Consider the following 24,112-nt stretch of genomic DNA (forward strand, 5'->3'; position numbering starts at 1 on the left):
AATCTATTTCACCGAAACGCTCGGCCCGCCCTCGACCGCCAGCACCAGGCGGCGGTTGGTGATGCGCGCCAGTTGCGCCAGCCGACCGGCGGGGCGCTCGCCATAGAGGTCGGCAAGCGATGCCGGCAGCACCAGCGCCAGCGCGCCATTGCCGCGGCTTTCCCATTTCAGCCGCGGCATCACGCCCGGCATCGCCGCCGTGAGCAGGTAGACGACACGCATCATCGCCGCGAGCACGCGCGCGCGCTCGAGCACGCGCGGCGGCGCCAGCGCCTTGATCTCGGGCGCTATGCCATCGTTGAAGATGCCGTCATGCCGGTAGGCGCTGGCTAAAGCCAGATAGGCGCGGCCGGGATGGTCGACGCCGATGAAAGAGGCATGCGCGATGATGTTGAGCGACTGCCTGCCGCGATATTCCGGGTGGGCGCGCCAGCCGATATCGGCGAGCAGGCAGGCGGCGTGGCGGTAGCGCGCCTCGTCCAACGTCTCGTCGACGCCGAAGGCCTTGAAGGCCTTGCCGGTCCATTCGACGAGGTCGTGCGCGTGGTGGACCGAGCGCGAGCGCAAAAGCGCCAGCTCTTCGGCGGCCGAGATCAGCGGATCGGCTTTCTGCTCGGCCGCGTCGAGCAGCGAATAGAGGAAGCCTTCGCGCACGCCTTGGGCCGAGACGATGATCTTCGACGGCTGCATCGCCGCCATGATCTCCTGCAGCACGACCGCGCCGTAGGGTAAGAGCGAGCGGCGGTTCTTGGAGACGCCCTCGATGCCCCGGACCTTCTCGACCTCGCCCTTGGCCACCTGCCTGAGGAAGCTCTGGGCGCTATCGGCGCCGATCTCGTAATGATGCATCACGCCAAGCGGGTAGTTGTTCATCTCCATGTGCAGCCGGGCGAGGTTTCGCCAGGTGCCGCCGACGGCGTAGAAGACCCTGCCCTGCCCGCCCTTCAAAAGCTTCGCCCGCGCCAATTCCTGGCGGGTGATCTTCTGTGCCTGGACCAGCGAGTTCTTCGCCATATCCTGCAGGCGCAGGCCGCCCAGCGGCAGCGTGATGCCGTCGCCGATCGCCTCGCCATTGATGTCGACGAGCTCCAGGCTGCCGCCGCCAAGGTCGCCGGCGATGCCGTTGGCCGGATAGAAACCGGAGATGATGCCGAGCGCCGAATAATGCGCCTCCTGGCGGCCGGAAAGCACGCGGATCTCGGTCTTCAGCACGTCCTCGGCGCGGTGGATGAAGTCCGGGCCGTTGACCGCCTCGCGCGCCGCCGCGGTCGCCAGCACGAACATGTGCTCGGCGCCGGCCTGATCCGAAAGCGCGCGAAAACGGCGGAACTCCTCCATCGAGCGCGTCACCGCCTCGGGATCGAGCTTGCCCGTCGAAACGATGCCGCGACCAAGCCCGGCCAGCATCTTTTCGTTGAACAAAAGCGTCGGCGAGCGCGCCAGCCCTTCATAGACGACGAGGCGGATCGAGTTCGATCCGATGTCGATGATCGACAGCGGCCGCCGGTCCTGGAGCCGGCCCTGGGAGACTGAAATCACGCGGCGGCGTTCTTCTTGCGGCGCTTGAACTGCGCAATGCGCCTGGGCGCATGCGATTTCAGCGCGTCACCCCGTCCGGAAAGGCTCGGATTGGTCATGAAATATTCCTGCGCGTTGAACGGTTCCTCGCCCTCCTCCAGCGCGACGCGCCGGGAGGTGCCGTCAGCCAATACGTCGAAACTTTGCTGGTTGTCCATGATGTTGCCGAGCATGATCTGGCCAAGCACCTGTTCATGCACAGTTGGGTTGGTGATCGGCACCAGGGTCTCGACGCGGCGGTCGAGATTGCGCGGCATCATGTCGGCAGAGGAGATGTAGACGATCGCCTCGTCGGACGGCAGGCCGTAGCCGTTGCCGAAGCAGTAGATGCGGCTGTGCTCGAGAAAGCGGCCGACGATCGACTTCACCCTGATGTTCTCCGAAAGACCCGGCACCTGCGGCCTCAGGCAGCATATGCCGCGCACGACGAGGTCGATCTCAACGCCGGCGCGGCTCGCGTCGTAAAGCGCGTCGATGACGGTCGGATCGACGAGCGAATTCATCTTCATCCATATGCGGGCCGGCCGGCCGTCACGCGCATAGGCGATCTCCTCGGAGATGTGCCTGAGGATGCGGTTGCGCAGCGTGAAGGGCGACACGGCAAGGCGCATCTCCTCGGCCGGTTCGGCATAGCCGGTGATGAAGTTGAAGATCTGCGCTACGTCGCGCGCGATCGTCGGGTCGGTGGTGAAGAAGGACAGGTCTGTGTAGATGCGGGCGGTGACGGGATGATAGTTGCCGGTGCCGAGATGGACGTAGTTGCGCAGCCTTCCATCCTCGCGGCGCACGATCAGCGACATCTTGGCGTGTGTCTTCAATTCCAGGAAGCCGAAGACGACCTGGACGCCGGCGCGCTCAAGGTCGCGTGCCCAGCGGATGTTGGCCTCCTCGTCGAAGCGCGCCTTGAGCTCGACCAGCGCCGTGACCGACTTGCCGGCTTCGGCCGCGTCAATCAATGCACGCACGATCGGGCTGTCGTTCGAGGTGCGGTAGAGCGTCTGCTTGATGGCGACGACTTCCGGATCGGCCGCCGCCTGGCGCAGGAACTGCACCACCACGTCGAAGGATTCGTAAGGGTGGTGGACGATGATGTCCTTCTCGCGGATGGCGGCCAGGCAGTCGCCGCCATGCTCGCGGATGCGCTCGGGGAAACGCGGATTGTAGGGCGTGAATTTAAGGTCGTCGCGCGGGATGGCGACGATCTCGGAGATCTGGTTGAGCGCCAGAGGGCCGGTAAGCACGCTGATGCGGCTCGACGTGACGCCGAGCTCGCCGGCGACGAAGTCGCGCAGCTCGGCCGGCATCAGCGTGTCGAATTCGATGCGGATCACGGACCCGCGGCGACGGCGCTTCAGCGCCGTCTCGAACAGCCGCACGAGATCTTCCGACTCCTCCTCGACCTCGATATCGCTGTCGCGGATGATGCGGAACGTGCCCGAGCCCTTGACCTCATATCCAGGAAAAAGCTTGCCGATATAGAGGCCGACCGCTTCTTCCAGCGGGATGAAGCGCACATGGTGCTTGCGGTCGGGCAGACGGATGAAGCGCCGCAGCGCCACTGGCAGGCGCAGCAGCGCGCTCATCTCCTCGCCGTTCTTGCGATGGCGCAGTTGCAGCGCCATCGAGAAGCCGAGATTGGGAATGAACGGGAACGGGTGCGCCGGGTCGATCGACAGCGGCGTCAGCACCGGAAACACCTGGTCCTGGAAATGCTCTTCCAGCCAGGCCCTCTCGTCCTTGGTCAGCGCGTCGCGGGTTATGCTCTCGATGCCTTCCTTGTTGAGCAGCTCCATCAAGGTCGACAGGCTCTTCTGCTGGTCTTCCTGCAGGCGCTCGACCTCGCGCAGCAATTGCTCGAGCTGCTGCTCGGGGGTGCGGCCGTCCGGGCTCTTCAGCGCAATGCCTTCGCGCACCTGGCCGGCAAGGCCGGCGACGCGGACCATGAAGAATTCGTCGAGATTGGCGGCCGAGATCGACAGGAAGCGCACGCGCTCGAGCAGCGGATGGCGCTCGTTCAGCGATTCTTCCAGCACGCGCCGGTTGAACTGCAGCCAGGAGAACTCCCGATTGACGAAACGGTCGGGATTGCCGCCGTCCGGGCTTGCTGCCTCGACGGTGATGAACTCGCTTTGTACCGGCCTCAGTTCGCTCATGGTTTCCTGCTCTTGCCCGCAACCGCCCTTTTGAGCGCCATATACCGCCGGACGCGACGCTCTAACATGCTTTTGTGACGCATGATCGGTCAGGGGATCGCTCCGATTCCCGGGGTCATGCGCTTAACCGGCTCAACTTATCCTCTGCCAGCCTTTTGCGACAGTTTCATTTCATCGATCTTGCAAACTGCCCGGTTATGATCCAGATGCAAACGGGCCGATTTGAAGGAGACGACGATGGCAGGCGGTTCCATTCCCCATTTCCAGAACGATGCGGGCCATCCGGCAATCGACATCGGCGTCAAGGAATTCATGTGCACCGGCGCCAACCCGCCTTTCGACCATCCGCATGTGTTCCTCGACATGGGCGACGACGATGAGAAGGTCTGCCCCTATTGCTCGACCCTCTATCGCTATTCGCCGAAACTGAAGGCGACGGAAACGCAGCCGGCCGGCTGCCTCTATATCGACCAGGCCGCCTGATCCGCAGATCATGGATGACTGCTAGATCATGGATGAGGCACGGTCCCGGCAGGTCGTCATCGCCGGGGCTGGCATCGCCGGGCTGACGTCGGCCCTTGCCCTCGCCGCGCGTGGCTGTGCCGTCACGGTGCTCGAGCAGGCCAGGCAACTCGAAGCGGCAGGCGCCGGGCTCCAGCTTTCCCCCAACGCGACCCGCATCCTGCGCCGGCTCGGCGTGCTCGACCGCTTAGCGGTGAGCGCCGTCAGGCCGGAAGCGGTAGCGCTGAAGGACGCCGCCACCTTGCGCGAGCTGGCGCGGGTGCCGCTGGGCCAGGCAGGCGAGAACCGCTGGGGCGCACCCTATCTCGTGGCGCATCGCGCCGATCTGCAGGCCGCGCTGACGACGCGAGTGGCAGAGCACCCCGAAATCCAACTCATCACCGGCGCGCAGGTGACGGACATCGCCGTCGCGCCGCAAAACATCGTCGTCACGGCGCAAAGGGATGGCGGCAGCATGGAGGCGGCCGGCGGCCTTTTGGTGGGCGCCGACGGCGTCTGGTCGTCGGTTCGATCGCAGCTTGCCGGCAGGGAGCCCGCTTTCAGGAAAAGCCGCTTCTCCGGCGAGCTCGCCTGGCGCGCCACGGTGGCGGCGGAAAGCGCCGCCGGCCAGGCGTTTGCGGCGATCGGCGCCGCCGACTGCGTCACCACCTTCCTGCATCCGGGCTTCCACATGGTCGCCTATCCGGTGAGCAAGGGCAGCGCCTTCAATCTCGCCGCCTTCACCAAGGGCGAGCGCATCGCGGAAGGCTGGTCGGGCCATGCCGACCCCGCCATTCTCGCCAGCTCCATGCGCGGCACGTCGGCGGCGCTGGCAAGGCTTGCCGCGCTCGCCGGGCCATGGACGGCTTTTCCGATCCACACCGTCGAGCAACGACGCTGGACGATGCCGGAGGGGGTGGCACTGATCGGCGACGCGGCGCATGCCATGACGCCGTTCGCGGCGCAGGGCGCGGCTATGGGAATTGAGGACGCCGAGACGCTTGCCGGCCTGGTCGCCGACTCCCCCGCCGACCTGGGGCAGAGCCTTACCATCTGGGAAAACGTCAGGCGGCCGCGCATCGAGAAGGTGCTGAAACGCGGCGCGCTGAATCGGCTGGCCTGGCACGCCTGGGGTCCGGTGGCCATCGCCCGCAATCTCGTGCTGGCGACACGTCCGGCGGAGAAGCTCGCCGCCGATCTCGACTGGCTCTATGGGTGGGAGGAGAGGAAGGTTGTGAGGCGGTAGGAGTTCTACTCAAGCAACGTCAATTGGATATGCTGGCGGGACAGCACCCCCCTCTGTCCTGCCGGACATCTCCGCCGCAAGGGGGGAGATCAGATGTCGCTCCGCTTTCGCCAATCTTCAACGTCGCAGAACTGGCGGGGCGCGGGAACTGCCAATCTCCCCCCTTGCGGGCAGGGCTGTCCGGGGAAAATCTTTGCACAACGCAGACGAGTCTTTGCTCGCGCTTTCGCAACCTTCGATGGGCGCGACGTCCATTGTTTTTGCCGGCCAGCCGCAGCAGGTGCGGAAGAAAGAGCACCGATTGGGGTCCAAAGCTCGAAAAATGCAATCGATGCGAGTCCTCCATGGCCCTGTTCGCAACCGAAAAACTTTCCCCGGACAGCCCTGCCTTGCGGGGGAGATGTCCGGCAGGACAGAGGGGGGTGTGAAGGAACGAGGCATTCGCAATTCCTGCACACACCAACCTTCGATCATACAACTCGCTGCCGCGCCGCTCAGTGCAGGATCTGCGACAGGAACAGTTTCGTGCGCTCATGGCGCGGGTGGTCGAAGAATTCGGCCGGCGTGTTCTGCTCGACGATCTGGCCCTGATCCATGAAGATCACCCGGTTGGCGACCTTGCGGGCAAAACCCATCTCGTGGGTAACGCAGAGCATCGTCATGCCTTCTTCGGCCAGGCCCACCATCGTCTCCAGCACTTCCTTGATCATTTCCGGGTCGAGCGCCGAGGTCGGCTCGTCGAACAGCATGATGCGCGGGTTCATGCAGAGCGAGCGGGCGATCGCCACGCGCTGCTGCTGGCCGCCGGAGAGCTGGCCCGGGTACTTGTTGGCCTGTTCCGGGATCTTGACGCGCTTCAGGAAATGCATGGCGATTTCCTCGGCCTGCTTCTTCGGCGTCTTGCGCACCCAGATCGGCGCCAAGGTGCAGTTCTCCAGGATGGTGAGGTGGGGGAAGAGGTTGAAGTGCTGGAACACCATGCCGACCTCGCGGCGCACCTCGTCGATCTTCTTCAGGTCGTTGGTGAGTTCCTTGCCATCGACGATGATCTTGCCTTTCTGGTGCTCTTCCAGCCGGTTGATGCAGCGGATCATCGTCGACTTGCCGGAGCCGGACGGACCGCAGATGACGATGCGCTCGCCGCGCATCACCTTGAGGTTGATATCCTTCAGCACGTGGAACTCGCCATACCATTTGTGCATGCCGATGATGTCGATGGCGACATCGGTGGTCGAGATGTGCATCTTCTTGGCATCGACCTTGATGTCTTCCGCGCTGACGGCGTTTTCGGTGGCCATGGCCAATTCCCCTTATCGTTGAATTTGATGCATGTCGTTATCCCAAAACCGCTACACATTTTTGGGCGATATGCATCAGCGTTTGTAACCGGTGTCGAGCCGGCGTTCGGTGTACATTGAATAGCGCGACATGCCGAAGCAGAACAGCCAGAATACGAAGGCGGCGAAGACAAGACCGGATTTGGCGGTCTGCGACGTCGCCCAGTTGGCGTCGGACAGGTTCTGCTTGACCACGCCCAACAGGTCGAAGATCGAGATGATGAGCACCAGGCTGGTGTCCTTGAACATGCCGATGAAGGTGTTGACGATGGCGGGGATGACCAGCTTCAGCGCCTGTGGCAGCACGATCAGGCCCATCTTCTGCCAATAGCCGAGACCGAGCGAATCGGCGCCCTCATACTGGCCCTTCGGGATCGCCTGCAGGCCGCCGCGCACCACTTCCGCCATATAGGCGGCGGCGAACAGCGAGACGCCGATCAGCGCCCGCAGGAACTTGTCGAAGGTGACGCCTGCAGGGAGGAACAGCGGCAGCATGACGCTGGCGAAGAACAGCACCGTGATCAGCGGAATGCCGCGCACGAACTCGATGAAGATGACGCATAAAAGCCTGACGATCGGCATTTTCGATCGGCGGCCGAGCGCCAGCACGGTGCCGAGCGGCAGCGACACGACAATGCCGACGAAGGAAAGGCTCAGCGTGACCAGGAGGCCGCCCCAGCGCGACGTCTCGACGTGAGGCAGACCGAACACGCCGCCGGACAGGAGAAAGAAGGAGACGACCGGCAGCACCAGGAAGAGCAGGATGGCGTTCAGCCCCTTGCGCGGCACGCGCGGGATCAGCATCGGCACCAAAAGCACGACCAGCAGGACCGCGACGAGGGTCGGGCGCCAACGCTCCTCGATCGGATAGATGCCGAAGATGAACTGCCCGAACTTGGCGTTGACGAAAGCCCAGCAGGCGCCGCTCCAGCCGTCAGGCTGGATACCGCCCTGCGCGACCGTGGCACAGACCGTGCGGTTCGGCCCGGTCCATTGTGCGCTGATGAAGGCCCAGTTGATGATCTGCGGCAGAACCCAGGCGACGATGGCGATGCCGATGATGGTGAGGATGGTGTCGCCGGCCGAGCCGACGAGGTTCTTGCGCACCCAGGCGATGGCGCCGCGCTCGCCGGGCGGCGCCGGCTCGGCCAGCGCCATCTCGGTGCGCACCCAGGACATGTCGTGTTCCTGCATGGCCCTACCTCTCCACCAGCGCCATTCTGGCGTTGACGACGTTCATGACCGCCGAGGTCACGAGGCTCAGCACCAGATAGGCGATCATCATGATCAACACGCCCTCGACCGCCTGCCCCGTCTGATTGAGCACGGTGCCGGCGGTGGCGGTGAGATCCGGGTAACCGATGGCGATCGCCAGCGACGAGTTCTTGGTCAGGTTGAGATACTGGCTGGTCAGCGGCGGGATGACGATGCGCAGCGCCTGCGGCACGACGACCAGCCGCAGGATCGGCCCGGAGCGCAAACCAAGGGCGCCAGCCGCTTCGGTCTGGCCCTTGCTGACGCCCCTGATGCCGGCGCGCACGATCTCGGCGATGAAGGCGGCGGTGTAGCAGGACAGCGCCATGTAGAGCGACAGGAATTCCGGCTTGACCTGGAAGCCGCCGGTCAGGTTGAAGGTCGACTGCTTCGGGAAATCGAAGGTAAGCGGCATTCCGCCGAGCAGGAATGCGAGCACCGGCAGGCCGACGATCAGCGCGACCGAGGTCCAGAACACCGGAAACTGCTGGCCGGTCGCCATCTGCCGCTGGCGCGCCCGGTGGGCGACGAACCAGGCCATGGCGAGCGCCACGACGAAAGCGACGATCATCAGCCAGGAGCCCTCGCCCCAGAGGGCGCGCGGGAAATAGAAGCCGCGCTGGTTGAGGAAGGAGCCGAAGGGCAGATGGATGCTCTCACGCGGCGCCGGCAGCACGGCCAGCACGCCGGAATACCAGAAGAAGATGACCAGCAACGGCGGGATGTTGCGGAAGATCTCGACATAGACGGTGCAGATCTTGCGGATCAGCCAGTTCTGCGACAGGCGGCCGATGCCGACGATGAAGCCGATGATGGTCGCGGTGACGATGCCGGCCACGGCGACGATGATCGTGTTGAGCAACCCGACCACCAGGGCGCGACCGTAGGTGGAATCGGACGTGTAGGCGATCGGCGTGTCCGAGATGTCGAATCCCGCCCTGCCCCTCAGGAATTGGAAACCTGAGGCGATATGCAGGCGCTGCAGATTGTCGATGACGTTGTGGACGATCCACCAGATCGAGCCGAACAGAAGGACGATGACCAGCGTCTGAAAGAAGAGACTGCGTATTTTCGGGTCATTGATGAAGGAGCCGCGACTCGGCTCCTCCCGAAGGATTTCCTGCGAAGCCATGCGACCATCCCCTGAAAAGAGAAACCGGGAGGCAGACTACCTGCCCCCGGATCACATTTCGATCAGCGGATCGGCGGAGCGTATTGCAGGCCGCCCTTGGTCCACAGCGCGTTGATGCCGCGCGCGATCTTGAGCGGGCTGCCGGAGCCGACATTCTTGTCGAACATTTCGCCGTAGTTGCCCACGGCCTTGACGATGTTAACGACCCAGTCGTTGGAGACGCCGAGATCGGTGCCGATCTTGGTATCTGCCTCCATACCCAGCACACGCTTGATCTCGGGGTTGTCCGAGTTCTTCATCTCGTCGACATTGGCCTTGGTGATGCCGAGTTCCTCGGCGTCGAGCAGCGCGAAATAGGTCCACTTGACGATGTGGTACCACTGGTCGTCGCCCTGGCGCACGGCCGGTCCGAGCGGCTCCTTGGAGATGATCTCGGGCAGCACGACATGGTCGGCCGGCGAGCCCAGCGTCAGGCGGATGCCATAGAGGCCCGACTGGTCGGTGGTGTAGACGTCGCAGCGGCCGGCATCGTAAGCGGCGTTGACCTCTTCCAGCTTCTCGAACACGACGGGGTTGTACTCCATCTTGTTCGACTTGAAGTAGTCGGCGAGGTTGAGCTCGGTCGTGGTGCCGCTCTGCACGCAGACGGCGGCGCCCGAAAGCTGCAGTGCCGAGTTCACGCCCGGCAGCTTCTTGGCGTTGATCATGAAGCCCTGGCCGTCATAATAGGTGGTGCCGACGAAGTTCAGGCCAAGCGCGGTGTCGCGGTTGATCGTCCAGGTGGTGTTGCGCGACAGGATGTCGACCTCGCCAGACTGCAGCGCGGTGAAGCGTTCCTTGGCGCTGAGCGGCGTGAACTTGACCTTGGTGCCATCGCCGAAGACGGCGGCCGCGACGGCGCGGCAGAAGTCGGCATCGATGCCCTGCCATTCCCCCTTGTCGTCCGGCGCCGAGAAGCCGGCGAGGCCGGTCGAGACGCCGCACTGGATGAAGCCCTTCTGCTTCACGGTATCCAGCGTGCCGGCCGAAGCTGCCGACGCCGTAAACCCGAGCGCGGCGGCGCCAAGAATGCCGAATGCAATGTGTTTCATGACCCACAGACCCTTTTCTGTTTTACAGGTGCCCCTGTCGCCAGGCAGCCCTGATCTTTTCCGCGTGTGAATGCAGCTCCCACTTAACGGCCCTCTCCCGGACCCGCGCCGTTGCTGCCTCCCATTCACGAAACGCATCGAAGGCGATTATTCCTGTGAGGTCAAGGGAAATGACCGAATTGCGACACGTTTGAAAACCGATTGCCGCAAGTGCCCGAATTGCAGCCAAAAGCGCCTGCGAATTGGTCAAGAGCTGCAAGCGTAACCGGCAAGTCAGGCGTCGCGGAAAGTTTGAACGTTACGTGAGCTCCTGAACGTTACTACTGTCGCCGCGAGAAGAAGGACTGGCATGATTCATGGGCGCAGGAAGGTGCGCCAAACTGCCTTCGGCGCATCTTCGCCAGAGACGTGCAAGGACGCAAACGACAGGCCGGCGATCTTCTATTTGGCCCATCCAAACACGGCCGCTTGGCGGAGTCGGGGTGGTTGCGCGGCCGGTTCCACCGCTCTATGGCTGGGCTTCTGACACACTGCGACAGGCAACGAACTATGGCGACAGACGGCAGCAAGATCGGCATCAACACGCGGCTTGCCCATTCCGGCAACAACCCGCGCGACTATTTCGGCTTCGTCAATCCGCCCGTCGTACATGCCTCGACCGTGCTTTATCCCGACGCCGACGCGATGGCGTCGCGCAGCCAGAAATACACCTACGGCACGCGCGGCACGCCAACCATGGACGCGCTGACGCTCGCCGTCGACGCGCTGGAGGGGTCTGCCGGCACGATCGCGGTGCCGTCCGGCCTTGCGGCGGTGACTGTGCCCCTGCTCACTTTCCTTTCGGCCGGCGACCATCTGCTGATCGTCGATTCGGTCTACCATCCAACGCGGAATTTCGCCGACACCATGCTGAAGCGCCTCGGCGTCGAGATCGAATATTACGATCCGCGTATCGGCGCCGGCATCGCCCAGCTGATCAAGACCAACACCAAGGTGGTGTTCACCGAATCGCCGGGCTCGAACACCTATGAGATCCAGGATATTCCGGCGATCGTAAAGGCCGCGCATGCGGCAGGCGCCATCGTCATGATGGACAACACCTGGGCGACGCCGCTCTTTTTCAAGCCGCTCGACCATGGCGTCGACATCTCGATCCATGCGGCGACCAAATATCCGGCCGGCCATTCCGACGTGCTGCTCGGCACGGTTTCGGCCAACGAGGCCTGCTGGAAGCAGCTCTATGAAGGCTTCTGCACGCTGGGATGCTGTTCCGGGCCGGACGACGTCTACCAGGTGCTGCGCGGCCTGCGCACGATGGGTGTCAGGCTCGAACATCACCGGAAGAGCGCGCTCGATATCGCGCGCTGGCTGGAGGAGCAGCCGGGCGTGGCGCAGGTGCTGCATCCGGCGCTGGAAAGCCATCCCGACCACGCGCTGTGGAAGCGCGACTTCTGCGGCTCGAGCGGCATCTTCTCGATCGTGCTCAAGGGCGGCGTGCAAAGGCAGCAACATGCCTTCCTCGACGCGCTGACCATTTTCGGTCTCGGCTATTCCTGGGGCGGCTATGAGAGCCTTGCCGTGCCGGTCTTCCTCGGCGACCGCACCATCGCAAAGGGCTCCTATGCCGGCCCGCTGATCCGCCTGCAGATCGGGCTCGAGGACGTCGAGGACCTCAAGGCCGATATCCAGCGCGGCCTTGCCGCGGCGGCGACCGCCGAGTAATGGCCGATCACCTGCCGCACAGAGTCCGCTCGTAACGCCTTGGCGCGATTGAGAAAGCCGAGGCCGCCGGTGGTGTGGCGCGCGGCGCCTCGTGCAATAATATTCTTCCCGGCCGCGAATATACGGATTGGTTTGGCTTCCAAATCCGTGGCTTCGGCGGCATTGCGAGCAGCGCAAATTCCAGCCATTTGATCCCAAGGGCCTGCCATGGCGTTCCGTCTCTTCGTTCCGATCCTTGCCGGCGCGACGCTCCGCGAACGGCTCACCGCCTGCATCGGCGCGACCATCGGCATCGCGCTGACCGGCGTGATCAGCGGGCTCGCCATGGGTAACGGACCGCATGTGGCGATGCTGGTGGCGCCGATGGGCGCTTCGGCCGTGCTGCTTTTTGCCGTGCCTTCGAGCCCGCTGGCGCAGCCCTGGTCGATCATCGGCGGCAATACCATCTCGGCGCTGGTCGGCGTGACCGTGGCGCATTTCGTGCACAACCCGGTGATCGCCTCCGGCCTCGCCGTAGCGCTCGCCATTGCCGCCATGTCGTTCACGCGCTCGCTGCATCCGCCGGGCGGTGCCGCAGCGCTCACCGGCGTGCTTGGCGGGCCGGCCGTGATCAGCGCCGGCTTCCTGTTTCCCTTCGTGCCGGTGGCGCTGAACTCGATCATACTGGTGACGCTCGGCTTCCTGTTCCACAAGCTGTCGCGGCGCAATTATCCGCATGTGCATCAGCCCGCCGCCAACAGCCACGGCACCGCCGACCGGCCGCCGGCGGAGCGTGTCGGTTTCCGCCCAGAAGATGTCGATGCCGCTCTTGCCGCCCTCGACGAGACTTTCGACATCGACCGCGACGATATCGAAAGGCTGCTGCGCCAGGTCGAGCTGCAGGCGATGGTGCGCTCGCAGCGCAGGTTGCTTTGCCAGGACATCATGTCGCGCGACGTGATCTCGGTGCCGGAGAACGCCGCCGCCGAGGAGGCGCGCAAGCAGCTTCTCGACCACAACATCCGCACCTTGCCGGTGGTCGATGCCGAGGCAAGGCTGGTCGGCGCGGTCGGTCTGCGCGAGCTGACGAGAGCGACCGACACGGTAAAGGGCGTGATGTCGAAGGCCGGCACCGCCTCGCCGGACACGCCGGCGATGAGCCTGCTGCCGGTGCTGACCGACGGACGCAGCCACGCGGTGGTGATCGTCGACGCGGGGCGGCATATTCTCGGCCTGATCACCCAGACCGATCTGCTCGCCGCCGCGGCGCGCGTTCAGACTGCAGACAGGCCGCCGCTGAAAGCTGTAGCATAGGCCGCGAAAAGCTCGGGAACCTTTTGCCGGCAGGCGCATCCAATTGCCAAATGCAACGCCTGTCCGGGAGATCGGGACGCGATGAGGAAGCCCGCACTGCAAGCCGCCGCGATCGCCGCAGCCGATGACGGCGACATGGCGCTGGTGCGCCGCGCCCTGGCGCGCGAAGCGGATGCCTTCCGCTCAATCATCAAGACGCACAACCAGCGGCTCTACCGCATCGCGCGCGGCGTGGTGCGCAACGACGCCGAGGCCGAAGACATCGTGCAGGAAGCCTATATGCGCGCCTTCGCCAGCCTTGACGCCTTTCGCGGCGATGCCTCCTTGGCCACCTGGCTGTCGCGCATCGTCATCAACGAGGCGCTCGGCCGGCTGCGCAAGAAAAAGCGCATCGTGGCGATGCCTGAAAATCCGGAGGCGCAGATCATCCGGTTTCCCTTGAACCCAAACGACTTGAACCCAAGCGACGATCCGGAGCGGACGATGGCGCAGCGGCAGATCCTCGGGCTTGTCGAACGGGCAACCGACAGCCTTCCCGACGTCTATCGCACCGTCTTCGTCGCACGCGTCATCGAGGGCTTGAGCATCGAGGAAACCGCCGAGTTGCTCGGCATCAGGCCGGAGACGGTGAAGACCAGGCTTCACCGGGCGCGTGCGCTGGTGCGCAAGGCGCTGGACGACGAGATCGGCCCTGTGCTGCTCGACGCTTTTCCTTTCGCCGGCCGACGCTGCGAGCGGTTGACGCAGGCGGTGATGAAGAGGCTGGGGTTTGGCGATTGAGTTCGTCATCCTCGGGCGGAGCGGAAGCGAAGCGGACGCGCAGACCCGAGGATCCATGCCGTTACATCGGCCAAGGAATGCGGCGGTCGAGAATTGGGCGCTGGGCACAGCCGCAGGCATGCCCCAAGATGATCAGGTTCAGCACCGCTGCGGCGCTCGAGCATCACGGCATGGATTCTAGGGTCTGCGCGCGTCGCTTCGCTCCTTGCTCCGCCCTAGAATGACGAAGTGAAAGGCGCCTCGGCCAACCTTCGAACTAGGCGTCATCAAAGAGGCACCGTCAGCCGCCAGCCGGAAATGTCCTGGACTGCTTTTCCCGGGAACGTTTCGCCCCTTCCCGCATCCAATGGCCGTCAACCCAAAACAAGCCCGAAGCCTCGCGCCGGGCGAAGGAGATGCCATGTTTGTCCGATCGACCGCCGCCCTCGCAGCCCTTTTCCTCGCAAGCGCCGCCCCGCTGGCCGAGGCCGCAGAGAAGCCCACCGACCCGCAGATCGCCCATATCGCCTACACGGCCGGCACGCTCGACATCGAAGCCGCCAAGCTGGCGATCAAGAAGTCGAAGACCAAGGAAGTCTTAGACTTCGCCAAGGACATGGAGCGCGACCACGCGGCGGTGAACAAGCAAGCGCTGGACCTGGTGAAGAAGCTGAAAGTCACGCCGGAAGACAACGCCACCAGCCAGGCGCTGACCAAGGCGGCCAAGGAAGAGCGCGCCAAGCTGGCGAAGCTGAAAGGGGCTGCCTTCGACAAAGCCTATATCGAGAACGAGGTGGCCTATCACAAGCAGGTCGATAGCGCGCTCGAAACCCTGCTCATCCCCTCGGCCAGCAATGCGGAGCTCAAGAGCCTGCTGGAGACCGGCCTGAAAATCTTCCAGGGGCATGAGCAGCATGCCGAACATGTCGCCGGCACGCTGAAATGAGAGCGAGCTTTTTGCTGTTCGCGGTCGCGCCGGCGCTTATCGCCTCGCCGGCGCTCGCCACCACGATCGAGGTGACGATCGACAAGCTGGTCTTCTCGCCGGTGAGCGTTCAAGCCAAGGTTGGCGACACGATCGAGTGGGTGAACAAGGACGTCTTCGCCCACACCGCCACGGTGAAAGGCGGCTGGGAGGTGATGATCCCGCCGAAATCGAAGGGCAGCATCACGCTCAGCCGAGCGGGAGCGATCGACTATTTCTGCCGCTTCCACCCCAACATGAAGGGCCGCCTGGAGGTTTCGCCCTGATCGGCCGCGCGGTCCAACGCCAGCGAGGCGCGCCGCGCCTCGCCCGGACGAGTGACCATGAGCCGTCATGGACGGGCCGGCGCCGCTCGATCCAGGCGCTGAGTGGACCGCAAGGGATCAGCTTCCGCCTTGTTTGTATATTCACTAGTCGGTATACTTAGTGGATGAGCGAAAAGGCCAATCCAACCAGAAAGCGCCTCGTCGACGCAGCGGCAAAACTCTTCTATGCCGAAGGCATCGGCCGCGTCAGCGTCGATGCCGTGGCGGAAAAGGCGGGGCTGACCAAGCGCACGCTCTACTACCATTTCAAGAGCAAGGACGAGCTGATCACGGCCTATCTCGACAGCCGCGACCAGCCGAACCTCAAGCAGATGGCCGGCTGGTTCGAGGCTGCGGGGGGCGGCGCGGACAAGAAGGTCACGGCGATCTTCACCCACCTGGCGCGCGTGGCGCGGCACGTCAAATGGAAGGGCTGCGGCTTCCTGCGCACGGCTGCCGAACTCGCCGCGATGCCTGGACATCCGGCGGTGAAGGCCGGGTCGCGCCACAAGAGCAATTTCGAGAAATGGCTGGCTGGCGAGCTTTCTAGCCATGGCGTGCGCGAGCCGAAGACGCTGGCGCGCGAGATCGTGCTTCTGATGGACGGCGCCTTTTCGAGCATGCTGATCCACCACGACCCCGACTACATCACGGCCGCCGGCCACGCCGCCGCGACGCTGGTGCGGGCGCGGATGGGAGCGGCGTAGATCTCGGCTTCGAACCGGCGAAGCGCAGCCGCATCACCCTGGTGTTGTCCCTCGCTGCGCCCGAAGCCGTTGTGGAGGCTTGGCCGGCTCAACGCGAGCGGGTGGTTTCAGGCCCTTGGACCAAAGAGCCGGGGCAAGGATTAGGGCCAGCCTGCCTGACTTGGATGGTGCAATGCAGGAAGCGGATGGCCATTATGAGGAGAGTCTTTATAACGGTCGCCGAGATTTGCCATTAGCTATGGGGAGACGATGCGCTACATACGTCCGCAATCAATGGAAGATGCCGTGGGCCTGCTGGCCGGCGCGGCCGGCCCGGCCGCCATCCTTGCCGGAGGCAGCGACCTGCTGGTGAGAATGAAGGGTGGCTTTGTCGAGCCCGAGCTGATCGTCGACATCAAGGCGATCGCCGGCTTGAGCGAGATAACGGAAACGGCCGACGGGTTCAGGATCGGCGCCGCGGTGCCTTGTGCCGTGCTGGGCGAGAACGCTGCCTTGAAGAAGGCATGGCCGGGCGTCGTCGAGGCGGCCAAGCTGATCGGTTCGAAGCAGGTGCAGGGACGCTGCACCATCGTCGGCAATCTCTGCAACGCCTCGCCCGCTGCCGACAGCGTGCCGGCGCTGGTGGCCGCCGGCGCCAAGGCGGTGGTTGCCGGGCCTGCGGGCAAGCGCACCATTCCTGTCGAGAGCGTGCCGACGGGACCGGGCAGGACCTCTCTCGCCAAGGGCGAGATCATCGAGGCGATCCTGCTTGATAAGCGCGCGCCGCATGCGGGCGATGCCTATCAGCGCTTCATTCCGCGCACCGAGATGGACATCGCCGTGGTGAGCGCCGGCGTGAACCTGACGATCGATGACAACGGCGTCGTCAAGACGGCCCGCGTGGCGCTCGGCGCCGTGGCGGCGACGGTGCTGCTGGTCGAGGAGGCCGCGGAGGTCCTCATCGGCTCGAAGCTGGATGAAGGCACACTCGAGCGGCTGGCAAAGATCTGCGCCGGGGCCTGCCGTCCGATCGACGACAAGCGCGGCACCATCGAATTCAGACGGAAAGTCGCGGGCGTGCTGGCCAGACGGGTCGCAGAAATCGCCTACAAGCGTGCAGGAGGCAAGTGATGGCCGGTGTAGCGGTTTCAACGACAATCAACGGCGATCACGTCGAGTATCTCTGCCAGCCCGACGAGACGCTGCTCGACGTGCTGCGCGACCGGCTGGGGCTGACCGGCGCCAAGGAAGGCTGCGGCACCGGCGACTGCGGCGCCTGCAGCGTCATCCTCGACAACCGGCTGGTGTGCTCGTGCCTGGTGCTGGGCGCCGAGGCGGAGGGCCGGCAGGTCGAAACCATCGAGGGCATGGCGCATGGCGACCAGTTGCATCCGCTGCAGCAGAAGTTTCTGGAGCATGCGGCCTTGCAATGCGGCATCTGCACGCCGGGCTTCCTGATCGCTGCCAAGGACCTTCTGGCGAAGAACCCCTCGCCGACCGAGGAGGAAATCCGCTTTGGCCTCGCCGGCAATCTCTGCCGCTGCACCGGCTATGACAAGATCGTGCGCGCCCTCCAGGACGCGGCAAACGTGATGAAGGGAGCCTGAGATGAATTTCGATCCGCGCTACTCGGGACGCAATTTCTCCTCCGTCGGCACGCGCCCCATCCGTCCCGACGGCGTCGACAAGGTGACGGGCCGCGCCCGCTACGGCGCCGACTTCAACATGGCCGGACAGCTGGTCGGGCGCATCCTGCGCAGCCCGCACGCCCATGCCGTGATCAGGAAGATCGACACCTCGAAGGCGGAAAAGCTCGCCGGCGTGAAAGCGGTGATCACGGCGGCCGACCTGCCCGACCTGACCGACGGCGATGCCGCCATGTACGACATTCTCGACAACTCGATGGCGCGCACCAAGGCGCTCTATGACGGCCATGCGGTGGCCGCGGTGGCCGCCATCGACGCCCGCACCGCAAGGCAGGCGCTGAAGCTGATCGAGGTCGACTACGAGGTGCTGCCGCACGTCACCGACGTCGACGAGGCGATGAACCACCACGCCCCGCTGATCAACGACGCCATCTTCACCGAAGGCCTCGAGGAAAAGCCCGTAAAACCCTCCAACGTCTGCAAGCGCACGCAATACGGCCACGGCGACGTGCACGATGGCTTCGCGAAGGCCGATTTCGTCGTCGAGCGCTCCTTCAAGACCGAGCAGACGCATCAGGGCTATATCGAGCCGCATGCCTGCGTGGCGAGCGTCAACCCCGACGGCACCGCGGAGCTGTGGGTGTGCACGCAAGGGCATTTCGTCTACCGCCAGCACTGCGCCCAGCTGCTCGGCATGGAAGCGTCAAAACTGCGCGTCACCTCCTCCGAGATCGGCGGCGGCTTCGGCGGCAAGACCCATGTCTGGGCCGAGCCGGTGGCGCTTGCTTTGTCAAGGAAGGCCGGCCGTCCGGTGAAGCTGGTGATGACCCGCGACGAGGTGTTTCGCGCCTCAGGTCCGACCAGCGCCACCTCGATCGACGTCAAGATCGGCGCCAGGAAGGACGGCACGATCACCGCCGCCGAAGCGACGCTGCGTTACAGCTGCGGCCCCTATGCCGGCATGTGGGCCGAGATCGGCGCCATGACGGCGTTTGCCTGCTACAAGCTGGAGAACGTCAAGACCGTCGGCTACGAAGTGCTGGTCAACCGGCCGAAGACCGCGGCCTATCGCGCGCCCTCGGCGCCGATGGCGGCGTTCGCGGTTGAAAGCGCCGTCGACGAGCTGGCCAAGGAGATCGGCATCGACCCGGTCGATTTCCGCATCAAGAACGCCGCGCAGGAAGGCACGCGCGCCTCCTACGGCCCGGTCTACGGCCCGATCGGCATCGGCCCGACGCTGGAAGCGGTGAAGAACCATCCGCACATGAAGGCGCCGCTTGGCCTGAACCAGGGGCGCGGCATGGCCTGCGGCTTCTGGTTCAATTTCGGCGGCCAGACCTGCACTGACTTGAACATCGGCATGGACGGCTCGGTCTCGCTCGCCGTCGGCACGGTGGACGTGGGCGGCTCCCGCGCGTCGCTGTCGCTGGTGGCGGCGGAGGAGCTCGGCATCGACTATGCCCAGGTCAAGGCGGTGGTAGCCGACACCTCGAGCCTCGGTTACAACGACATGACCGACGGCAGCCGCGGCACCTTCTCCTCCTCCATGGCGACCATCTCGGCCGCCCGCAACGCCATCAAGGTGCTGCGCGAGCGCGCGGCGCAGATGTGGGACATCGGCGTCGATGACGTGGCTTGGGAAAAGGGCCACGCGGTCGCCAAGGGCGAGAAGCATGGCAATCTCGGCAAACTATCGCTGAAGGAGATCGCCGCGCAGTCCGGCAAGACCGGCGGGCCGATCGCCGGCCACAGCGAGCTCGTCGCCGACGGCGCGGGCGTGTCCTTCGCCACCCATATCTGCGACATCGAGGTCGACCCCGAGACCGGCTCGACCAGGGTGCTGCGTTACACGGTGGTGCAGGACGCCGGCAAGGCGGTGCACCCGACCTATGTCGAGGGCCAGTACCAGGGGGTGCTGCGCAAGGCATCGGCTGGGCGCTCAACGAGGAGTATATCTACGGCAAGGACGGGCGGCTGCAGAACCCGGGCTTCCTCGACTACCGCATCCCGGTGTGCTCCGACCTGCCGATGATCGACACGCAGATCCTGGAAATCCCCAACCCCAACCACCCCTATGGGGTGCGCGGCGTCGGCGAGACCTCGATCGTGCCGCCGCTGGCGGCGATCGCCAATGCGGTGTCGAACGCGGTCGGCGTGCGCATGACGCACATCCCGATGTCGCCGCCGCGCATCCTGGCGGCGCTCGAGGCCGAACGGGAAGGATAATGCTGAAAAGCGCGAAGCGGTTTTCAGCTACGGTCCAATGAGGATCTGGAGGTAATGGTCGAAGTCACGCTCTGGGGCTCGCTCGGCGCCGCGGCCGGAGGCCAGAGCAAGCTCGACATCGAGGCCAAGGACATCAGGGAGCTGTTCCGCAAGCTCGCGGAACAGTATCCCGCCTTCGAACCCCTGATCGATCGCGGCATCGCGGTGGCGATTGATGGGACGATTTATCGGGATACTTGGTCGAAGGAGTTGCCCGAGGGGGCGGAGATTTTCCTGCTGCCGAGACTGGCGGGGGGTGAGGCAGACCAGCGATCGCCTCGCCTGTTCGCTGGAATCGTCAAGCACGAAGGCTGAACTGGCGGACTCTTTCCGCGCCGCTGCATGGCGGGCCTTCGCGCTGCTGCCATTTTTGCTTTCCCTTCCCGGCTTTGTTCAGAAGAGAAAAGCGCCAGCTTTTCTCTTCTGGACTCTGGACATTTGGACTCTGGATTCTGGCTTATGGATTATGGGGCTTATCCCAGGCCTTAACCCCTGGGTTATCCGAGGGTGGAATTGCGCAGTCCTTCCAAAGGTTTGAGTTGCGGCCCGAACGGGGAAGGCTGACCGTCGAAGTGACGCTCTATCGCTTGCTCAGCCCCGCCGCCGGAGGCTCTTCGGGACTTCACGGGAAAAAACATCCCGTAGCCTAACGCATGATACTAAGCTGTGCTGGACGAATCGGCGATGTTGAATAACTTAGTCAAACGATTTTAGGCAACCGAGCACCATCCACTCTGACACAAGACTCTTGCAGCGATGCTTTTGCTTCATATATCGGACATTCACTTCAGCACCGGCGACATCGATAAACCATACGATCAGAATCTTGGACTTCGTGGAGATATGATCCAGGATGTCAAAGGTATGAGAAAGCAGCTAAACAGACCGATCGACGCGATCCTAATATCCGGCGACATTGCTTACCATGGCCGAAAGGAAGAGTTCGATTTCGCCTTGACGTGGCTGAAAGAAGAACTCTGTCCGGTGAGTGGCTGTAAGATTGAAGATGTCGTCGTCATACCTGGAAATCACGACGTTGACCGCAAGGCCGCCGAAGCTCCGATGCATGCGGACGCGAGGGCGATGCTCCGCAGTACCCCCATATCGCAAGCAAACCAGGCGATAACCCGTTACGTCGACGATGAAACTTCATCGCAGATGTTATTTAAACCGATCGAAAACTATAATCGTTTTTCAGCTAATTTCCTCTGTGAAATCGGCTTTTACAACAAGGACACTGGAAGAAAGCCTTACACATTTCGCGACTTTACGTTAAGTGACGGCTCTACGCTCCGTGTTTGGGGCTTCAATTCCGTCCTGATCTGTGATGGTAAAGACGGCAAAGACAACATGTTCGTTGATCCGTCGGCAGCCCAAATAATCAAACGGGAAGACGGTGTGACTCACTTGGTGATGTGCCACCATCCATTCGGCTGGCTACGAAACGCAGGGGAATTTCGAGATCGTATAGAGAGCGTGGCTCACCTTCATCTTTTCGGTCACGAACATTCGCTGAGAGTTGAGGATTACCGCCGTTTCACGCGGATCAGGGCTGGGGCACTGCAGCCTTCGCGAGATGAGGCGGGCTGGCAACCGGGTTACAACATAATCGATGTGGATGTCTCAGGTCGGGCGCACGACCGACGCCTTGATGTGAAAATCTGGGTGCGACACTATCATGGCACAAGGTTCATCGCCGTCTCTGATCACCAAGGTAACGATCCCTGGCATCTTTCCCATGATCTTACGCCTTGGATCGCGCCAAAAGTCGAAGCATCGCCGATTGCTCCGGTGGCGCAGATTGGGGCAGGTCCAACCAACGAAAACACTGGAACTGTGATGGTGGATCAATCACTGACAGTTCGCTCCGTCGCGATCAAGATACTCGCCCTCAATGAAAAGGATCAGCGGCGGATTATTACCGGCTTGGCACTTGATGAAGAGGGTGACCAAGGTCTTCTCGACTATGAGTTTGCGTTGGCTGCCGTAAGGCGTGCATTCGATCGGGGCCAATTGCAACAGCTCAACGACGCAATCGTTAATCAGCCTGGAGTAAGGTGACAAATGGCAGAGTTCGACTTCGTGGAGGAATATCGAAAACTCCAGCCATTGGCGGAACGTGACATTGTCACAGCGCGCAACGCGGCCTTCACCAAGGCCAAGACCGATGCGGAAGAAAAGACCAGCCGAGTGCTTGATCTCGCCTATTTTGCCTTTGGCCTTCCCCATCGCCAAGGTGAAGACGCGGAAACTTGGTTCTTAGATGTTCTTCGAACCGACGATAGCACGTTCAGCTTGCAACAAGATTCGGAAGAAGCGGCTCGAATAGCCGCCCTGGTGCTGCGTAGCAGATTGATTGCCAAATATCCGGGCACGGCTGTTTCGGTGCATGCAGCCGCGTTCGCTGGTAAAAGGTCTACCGTTGACAATCACGCATTGTCCTTGGCAGCGAAGCAGACGCTACACGATCTGGTTCGAAAGCGCGGCATTCCAATTGACACACCCAAGATCGTCGGCGGGAAAGTTGCCGGCGTGGCTGATCTCATCAAGAAGTACAGCACCGAGGGCACGGACTCCACCGACGTGGAGGTCTTCGACGCCATAGCCAAAGATTACAATGCTCAGATCAAGCAGTTGCTGACCTCCGGCAACAACGTCATCGAAAAGATGTGGAGCGAGAACAGGCGTTTGGCTGAAGAAGTCGATCTGCTCTGGTGGCACCTTGGCCAGCAAAGTTTTTTGTTGGATCTGCCACTCGAATCTGTTCCCGCTGCTGCTAGACCCATCGTGATCGGGGCGGACCTCGCTGCGATGGTTAGTTCGCTGCCTGGGCCTTATGGGGTCTACGGCATTGCCAGACGAGCGCTTGGTGCTGACGCAGACAAGGCGATCAAACTTAGCGAAGGCATCAAGGCTATCGACCCCAAGTTCACTGATCTCGTTGCCAAGAGCACAAGTGATTACGCGGTTGCGCCAGTGCATGGAGCCTTGGCCGAGACGCTTCTGGAAGAGACACCTGTCCTCGCAAGCCAGTTCAAGAAGAAAACAAACCTTAGTTATGACGTGAAACTGACGGCACTTGAACTCGCGATCCAGACCTATCACGAGGCGCTTCTCCTGAGACTGAACTGGCTTAGATGATGGAAGCACAAGTTCCGGTATGCTCAAATCCTGGGTGCGATGTCGCCCAAACGGGAATCTGCAAACGCTCATTCGATCCTATCGAAACATGTCCGGACTTTACCGTCGCCGAGATTGAAGACCTCGACCCAGGCATTGACGAGCAAACCGACGCGCCTGCGGCTGCGCACGACGGTATTTGGCTGCAACCGAACGGACTGATCACAGAGGACCAGATCACTCAGTTTCGAAACCGCTGCCGGATGCGCACGATTGTCCTAATTGGGGAACAAAGGGCTGGGAAGACAACCCTCCTGTCAGCAATCTACGGGCTCCTATGCAAAGGCCCTCTGGGCGGACATTCCTTCGTGAGCAGTCGTACTTTGCGTGCGTTTGCCGAGCGGAACCATCTTGCACTGGTAAGTTCAAAACGTGACGTGCCGACCACACCACGAACGAGTCGAGCTGATCCCCTTGGTTTTTTCCACCTGCGGCTGAAAGCGGGCGACGAGGTATCTGACGTCGTTATCTCCGATCGTTCCGGAGAGGCCTTCGAGGCCGCCAGAACCAATACCTCCCTGGTTGACCGACTGACGGAGTTGGCGCTGGCGGATCGGATTTGCTTCCTCCTCGATGCCGCTCGGCTCACAAAGCTCGAGACAAGAGCGACCTATCGAAGAACCTTTAAGCAGTTGATCCGCGCACTGCTCGATAATAATGCGGTGCCGTCGGCGACGAAGATCGAAATCTTGATCACCAAGTTGGACCGAATTTCCGGCAAAAAGGATGGTCGGGATTTGGAAGCCGAGATCACGGCCTATGAGCAAGAACTAGGTCAGGAATTCGGCAAAGGAAGTCACGATTTCAGCATTTATAAGGTTTGCGCATTGCCTAGAGCAAATGTCGATCTGGGCTTCATAGGCCTCGCGGAAATGATTGACCGGTGGGCGACCCCCGACGGATACGTCGATATAAACCCTCCGCCGGTTACGAGGCCGCTACGTCAAATCGACCACCTTGTGAAAATTTGGAGCTGACG

At 62.8% G+C, this 24,112-nt stretch carries 20 protein-coding genes and 1 pseudogene; 15 read left to right on the plus strand and 6 right to left on the minus strand.

All coding sequences use genetic code 11. The features are described 5' to 3' along the window. Positions 1-3: 3 nt before the first annotated feature. A complete protein-coding gene (gene ppx, locus EJ071_RS27595; protein ID WP_126100679.1) occupies positions 4-1,539 on the minus strand; it encodes an exopolyphosphatase in 1,536 nt (511 codons plus the stop codon). Continuing rightward, positions 1,536-3,731 (minus strand): RNA degradosome polyphosphate kinase, encoded by a 2,196-nt coding sequence (locus EJ071_RS27600; protein ID WP_126100680.1) that lies wholly within the window; start codon positions 3,729-3,731, stop codon positions 1,536-1,538. Before EJ071_RS27600 ends, ppx begins: the two co-directional genes overlap by 4 nt. Before the next feature lie 237 nt (positions 3,732-3,968). On the opposite strand from EJ071_RS27600, the gene EJ071_RS27605 reads away from it, so the two are divergent. Next, the gene (locus EJ071_RS27605) at positions 3,969-4,214 is read left to right on the plus strand and encodes a zinc-finger domain-containing protein (RefSeq protein WP_126100681.1); all 246 of its coding nucleotides are present in this window, start codon (positions 3,969-3,971) and stop codon (positions 4,212-4,214) included. Positions 4,215-4,242: 28 nt separating this feature from the next. Beyond that, a complete protein-coding gene (locus EJ071_RS27610) occupies positions 4,243-5,478 on the plus strand; it encodes an FAD-dependent monooxygenase (protein ID WP_126100682.1) in 1,236 nt (411 codons plus the stop codon). A gap of 494 nt (positions 5,479-5,972) precedes the next feature. Here EJ071_RS27610 and EJ071_RS27620 read toward each other — a convergent pair whose 3' ends face one another. The 4 genes from EJ071_RS27620 to EJ071_RS27635 all read right to left on the minus strand — a co-directional run bounded on the left by EJ071_RS27620 (position 5,973) and on the right by EJ071_RS27635 (position 10,292). Continuing rightward, entirely contained in the window at positions 5,973-6,776 is an 804-nt protein-coding gene (locus EJ071_RS27620) for an amino acid ABC transporter ATP-binding protein (protein WP_059186423.1), read from the minus strand. A 75-nt stretch (positions 6,777-6,851) separates the two neighbouring features. Then, positions 6,852-8,009, minus strand: a complete 1,158-nt coding sequence (locus EJ071_RS27625; RefSeq protein ID WP_126100683.1) for an amino acid ABC transporter permease — start codon at positions 8,007-8,009, stop codon at positions 6,852-6,854. A gap of 4 nt (positions 8,010-8,013) precedes the next feature. Continuing rightward, the gene (locus EJ071_RS27630; RefSeq protein WP_126100684.1) at positions 8,014-9,201 is read right to left on the minus strand and encodes an amino acid ABC transporter permease; all 1,188 of its coding nucleotides are present in this window, start codon (positions 9,199-9,201) and stop codon (positions 8,014-8,016) included. 62 nt (positions 9,202-9,263) lie between these two features. Beyond that, positions 9,264-10,292, minus strand: a complete 1,029-nt coding sequence (locus EJ071_RS27635) for an amino acid ABC transporter substrate-binding protein (protein ID WP_126100685.1) — start codon at positions 10,290-10,292, stop codon at positions 9,264-9,266. A gap of 549 nt (positions 10,293-10,841) precedes the next feature. Between EJ071_RS27635 and EJ071_RS27640 the strand changes: the two genes are divergently transcribed. From EJ071_RS27640 to EJ071_RS27705, 13 genes and pseudogenes are all read left to right on the plus strand, one after another. Next, positions 10,842-12,014, plus strand: coding sequence for a cystathionine beta-lyase (locus tag EJ071_RS27640; RefSeq protein ID WP_126100686.1), 1,173 nt, complete (start codon positions 10,842-10,844; stop codon positions 12,012-12,014). 207 nt (positions 12,015-12,221) lie between these two features. Then, positions 12,222-13,307 (plus strand): HPP family protein, encoded by a 1,086-nt coding sequence (locus EJ071_RS27645; protein ID WP_126100687.1) that lies wholly within the window; start codon positions 12,222-12,224, stop codon positions 13,305-13,307. Between the two features lie 81 nt (positions 13,308-13,388). Next, positions 13,389-14,087, plus strand: a complete 699-nt coding sequence (locus EJ071_RS27650) for an RNA polymerase sigma factor (protein WP_126100688.1) — start codon at positions 13,389-13,391, stop codon at positions 14,085-14,087. Positions 14,088-14,487: 400 nt separating this feature from the next. Further along, positions 14,488-15,012 carry a DUF4142 domain-containing protein gene (locus EJ071_RS27655; protein ID WP_126100689.1) on the plus strand — a complete coding sequence of 175 codons (525 nt, stop codon included), beginning with the start codon at positions 14,488-14,490 and terminating at the stop codon, positions 15,010-15,012. Beyond that, entirely contained in the window at positions 15,009-15,317 is a 309-nt protein-coding gene (locus EJ071_RS27660) for a cupredoxin family copper-binding protein (RefSeq protein WP_126100690.1), read from the plus strand. The genes EJ071_RS27655 and EJ071_RS27660 overlap by 4 nt, the downstream gene beginning before the upstream one ends. 164 nt (positions 15,318-15,481) lie before the next feature. Continuing rightward, positions 15,482-16,063: a TetR/AcrR family transcriptional regulator gene (locus tag EJ071_RS27670; protein ID WP_126100691.1), complete on the plus strand. Its 582-nt coding sequence runs from the start codon at positions 15,482-15,484 to the stop codon at positions 16,061-16,063. A 249-nt stretch (positions 16,064-16,312) separates the two neighbouring features. Continuing rightward, positions 16,313-17,173 (plus strand): xanthine dehydrogenase family protein subunit M, encoded by an 861-nt coding sequence (locus tag EJ071_RS27675; protein ID WP_126100692.1) that lies wholly within the window; start codon positions 16,313-16,315, stop codon positions 17,171-17,173. After that, positions 17,173-17,649, plus strand: coding sequence for a (2Fe-2S)-binding protein (locus EJ071_RS27680; RefSeq protein WP_126100693.1), 477 nt, complete (start codon positions 17,173-17,175; stop codon positions 17,647-17,649). Before EJ071_RS27675 ends, EJ071_RS27680 begins: the two co-directional genes overlap by 1 nt. 1 nt (position 17,650) lies before the next feature. Beyond that, a pseudogene (locus EJ071_RS27685) lies at positions 17,651-19,914 on the plus strand (xanthine dehydrogenase family protein molybdopterin-binding subunit). A 54-nt stretch (positions 19,915-19,968) separates the two neighbouring features. After that, positions 19,969-20,268, plus strand: coding sequence for a MoaD/ThiS family protein (locus EJ071_RS27690; protein ID WP_126100694.1), 300 nt, complete (start codon positions 19,969-19,971; stop codon positions 20,266-20,268). Positions 20,269-20,709: 441 nt separating this feature from the next. After that, complete coding sequence (locus tag EJ071_RS27695) at positions 20,710-22,014, plus strand: metallophosphoesterase (protein ID WP_126100695.1); 1,305 nt, start codon at positions 20,710-20,712, stop codon at positions 22,012-22,014. A 3-nt stretch (positions 22,015-22,017) separates the two neighbouring features. Next, positions 22,018-23,094, plus strand: a complete 1,077-nt coding sequence (locus tag EJ071_RS27700) for a GTPase-associated system all-helical protein GASH (protein WP_126100696.1) — start codon at positions 22,018-22,020, stop codon at positions 23,092-23,094. Then, on the plus strand, positions 23,091-24,110 hold the full coding sequence (locus EJ071_RS27705) for a hypothetical protein (RefSeq protein ID WP_245459988.1): 1,020 nt from the start codon (positions 23,091-23,093) through the stop codon (positions 24,108-24,110). Before EJ071_RS27700 ends, EJ071_RS27705 begins: the two co-directional genes overlap by 4 nt. Positions 24,111-24,112: the final 2 nt, after the last annotated feature.

The sequence above is a fragment of the Mesorhizobium sp. M1B.F.Ca.ET.045.04.1.1 genome (assembly GCF_003952465.1).
GTDB classification, from domain to species: Bacteria; Pseudomonadota; Alphaproteobacteria; order Rhizobiales; family Rhizobiaceae; genus Mesorhizobium; species Mesorhizobium shonense.

What these genes read in the sequence shown, in the direction of transcription:
- EJ071_RS27620 (WP_059186423.1), bottom strand. Translation starts at nt 6,776, where the DNA reads ATGGCCACCGAAAACGCCGTCAGCGCGGAAGACATCAAGGTCGATGCC.
- EJ071_RS27705 (WP_245459988.1), top strand. Translation starts at nt 23,091, where the DNA reads ATGATGGAAGCACAAGTTCCGGTATGCTCAAATCCTGGGTGCGATGTC.
- EJ071_RS27695 (WP_126100695.1), top strand. Translation starts at nt 20,710, where the DNA reads ATGCTTTTGCTTCATATATCGGACATTCACTTCAGCACCGGCGACATC.
- EJ071_RS27640 (WP_126100686.1), top strand. Translation starts at nt 10,842, where the DNA reads ATGGCGACAGACGGCAGCAAGATCGGCATCAACACGCGGCTTGCCCAT.
- EJ071_RS27645 (WP_126100687.1), top strand. Translation starts at nt 12,222, where the DNA reads ATGGCGTTCCGTCTCTTCGTTCCGATCCTTGCCGGCGCGACGCTCCGC.
- EJ071_RS27600 (WP_126100680.1), bottom strand. Translation starts at nt 3,731, where the DNA reads ATGAGCGAACTGAGGCCGGTACAAAGCGAGTTCATCACCGTCGAGGCA.
- EJ071_RS27625 (WP_126100683.1), bottom strand. Translation starts at nt 8,009, where the DNA reads ATGCAGGAACACGACATGTCCTGGGTGCGCACCGAGATGGCGCTGGCC.
- EJ071_RS27670 (WP_126100691.1), top strand. Translation starts at nt 15,482, where the DNA reads ATGAGCGAAAAGGCCAATCCAACCAGAAAGCGCCTCGTCGACGCAGCG.
- EJ071_RS27655 (WP_126100689.1), top strand. Translation starts at nt 14,488, where the DNA reads ATGTTTGTCCGATCGACCGCCGCCCTCGCAGCCCTTTTCCTCGCAAGC.
- EJ071_RS27690 (WP_126100694.1), top strand. Translation starts at nt 19,969, where the DNA reads ATGGTCGAAGTCACGCTCTGGGGCTCGCTCGGCGCCGCGGCCGGAGGC.
- EJ071_RS27680 (WP_126100693.1), top strand. Translation starts at nt 17,173, where the DNA reads ATGGCCGGTGTAGCGGTTTCAACGACAATCAACGGCGATCACGTCGAG.
- EJ071_RS27675 (WP_126100692.1), top strand. Translation starts at nt 16,313, where the DNA reads ATGCGCTACATACGTCCGCAATCAATGGAAGATGCCGTGGGCCTGCTG.
- EJ071_RS27605 (WP_126100681.1), top strand. Translation starts at nt 3,969, where the DNA reads ATGGCAGGCGGTTCCATTCCCCATTTCCAGAACGATGCGGGCCATCCG.
- EJ071_RS27650 (WP_126100688.1), top strand. Translation starts at nt 13,389, where the DNA reads ATGAGGAAGCCCGCACTGCAAGCCGCCGCGATCGCCGCAGCCGATGAC.
- EJ071_RS27630 (WP_126100684.1), bottom strand. Translation starts at nt 9,201, where the DNA reads ATGGCTTCGCAGGAAATCCTTCGGGAGGAGCCGAGTCGCGGCTCCTTC.
- EJ071_RS27700 (WP_126100696.1), top strand. Translation starts at nt 22,018, where the DNA reads ATGGCAGAGTTCGACTTCGTGGAGGAATATCGAAAACTCCAGCCATTG.
- EJ071_RS27610 (WP_126100682.1), top strand. Translation starts at nt 4,243, where the DNA reads ATGGATGAGGCACGGTCCCGGCAGGTCGTCATCGCCGGGGCTGGCATC.
- EJ071_RS27660 (WP_126100690.1), top strand. Translation starts at nt 15,009, where the DNA reads ATGAGAGCGAGCTTTTTGCTGTTCGCGGTCGCGCCGGCGCTTATCGCC.
- EJ071_RS27635 (WP_126100685.1), bottom strand. Translation starts at nt 10,292, where the DNA reads ATGAAACACATTGCATTCGGCATTCTTGGCGCCGCCGCGCTCGGGTTT.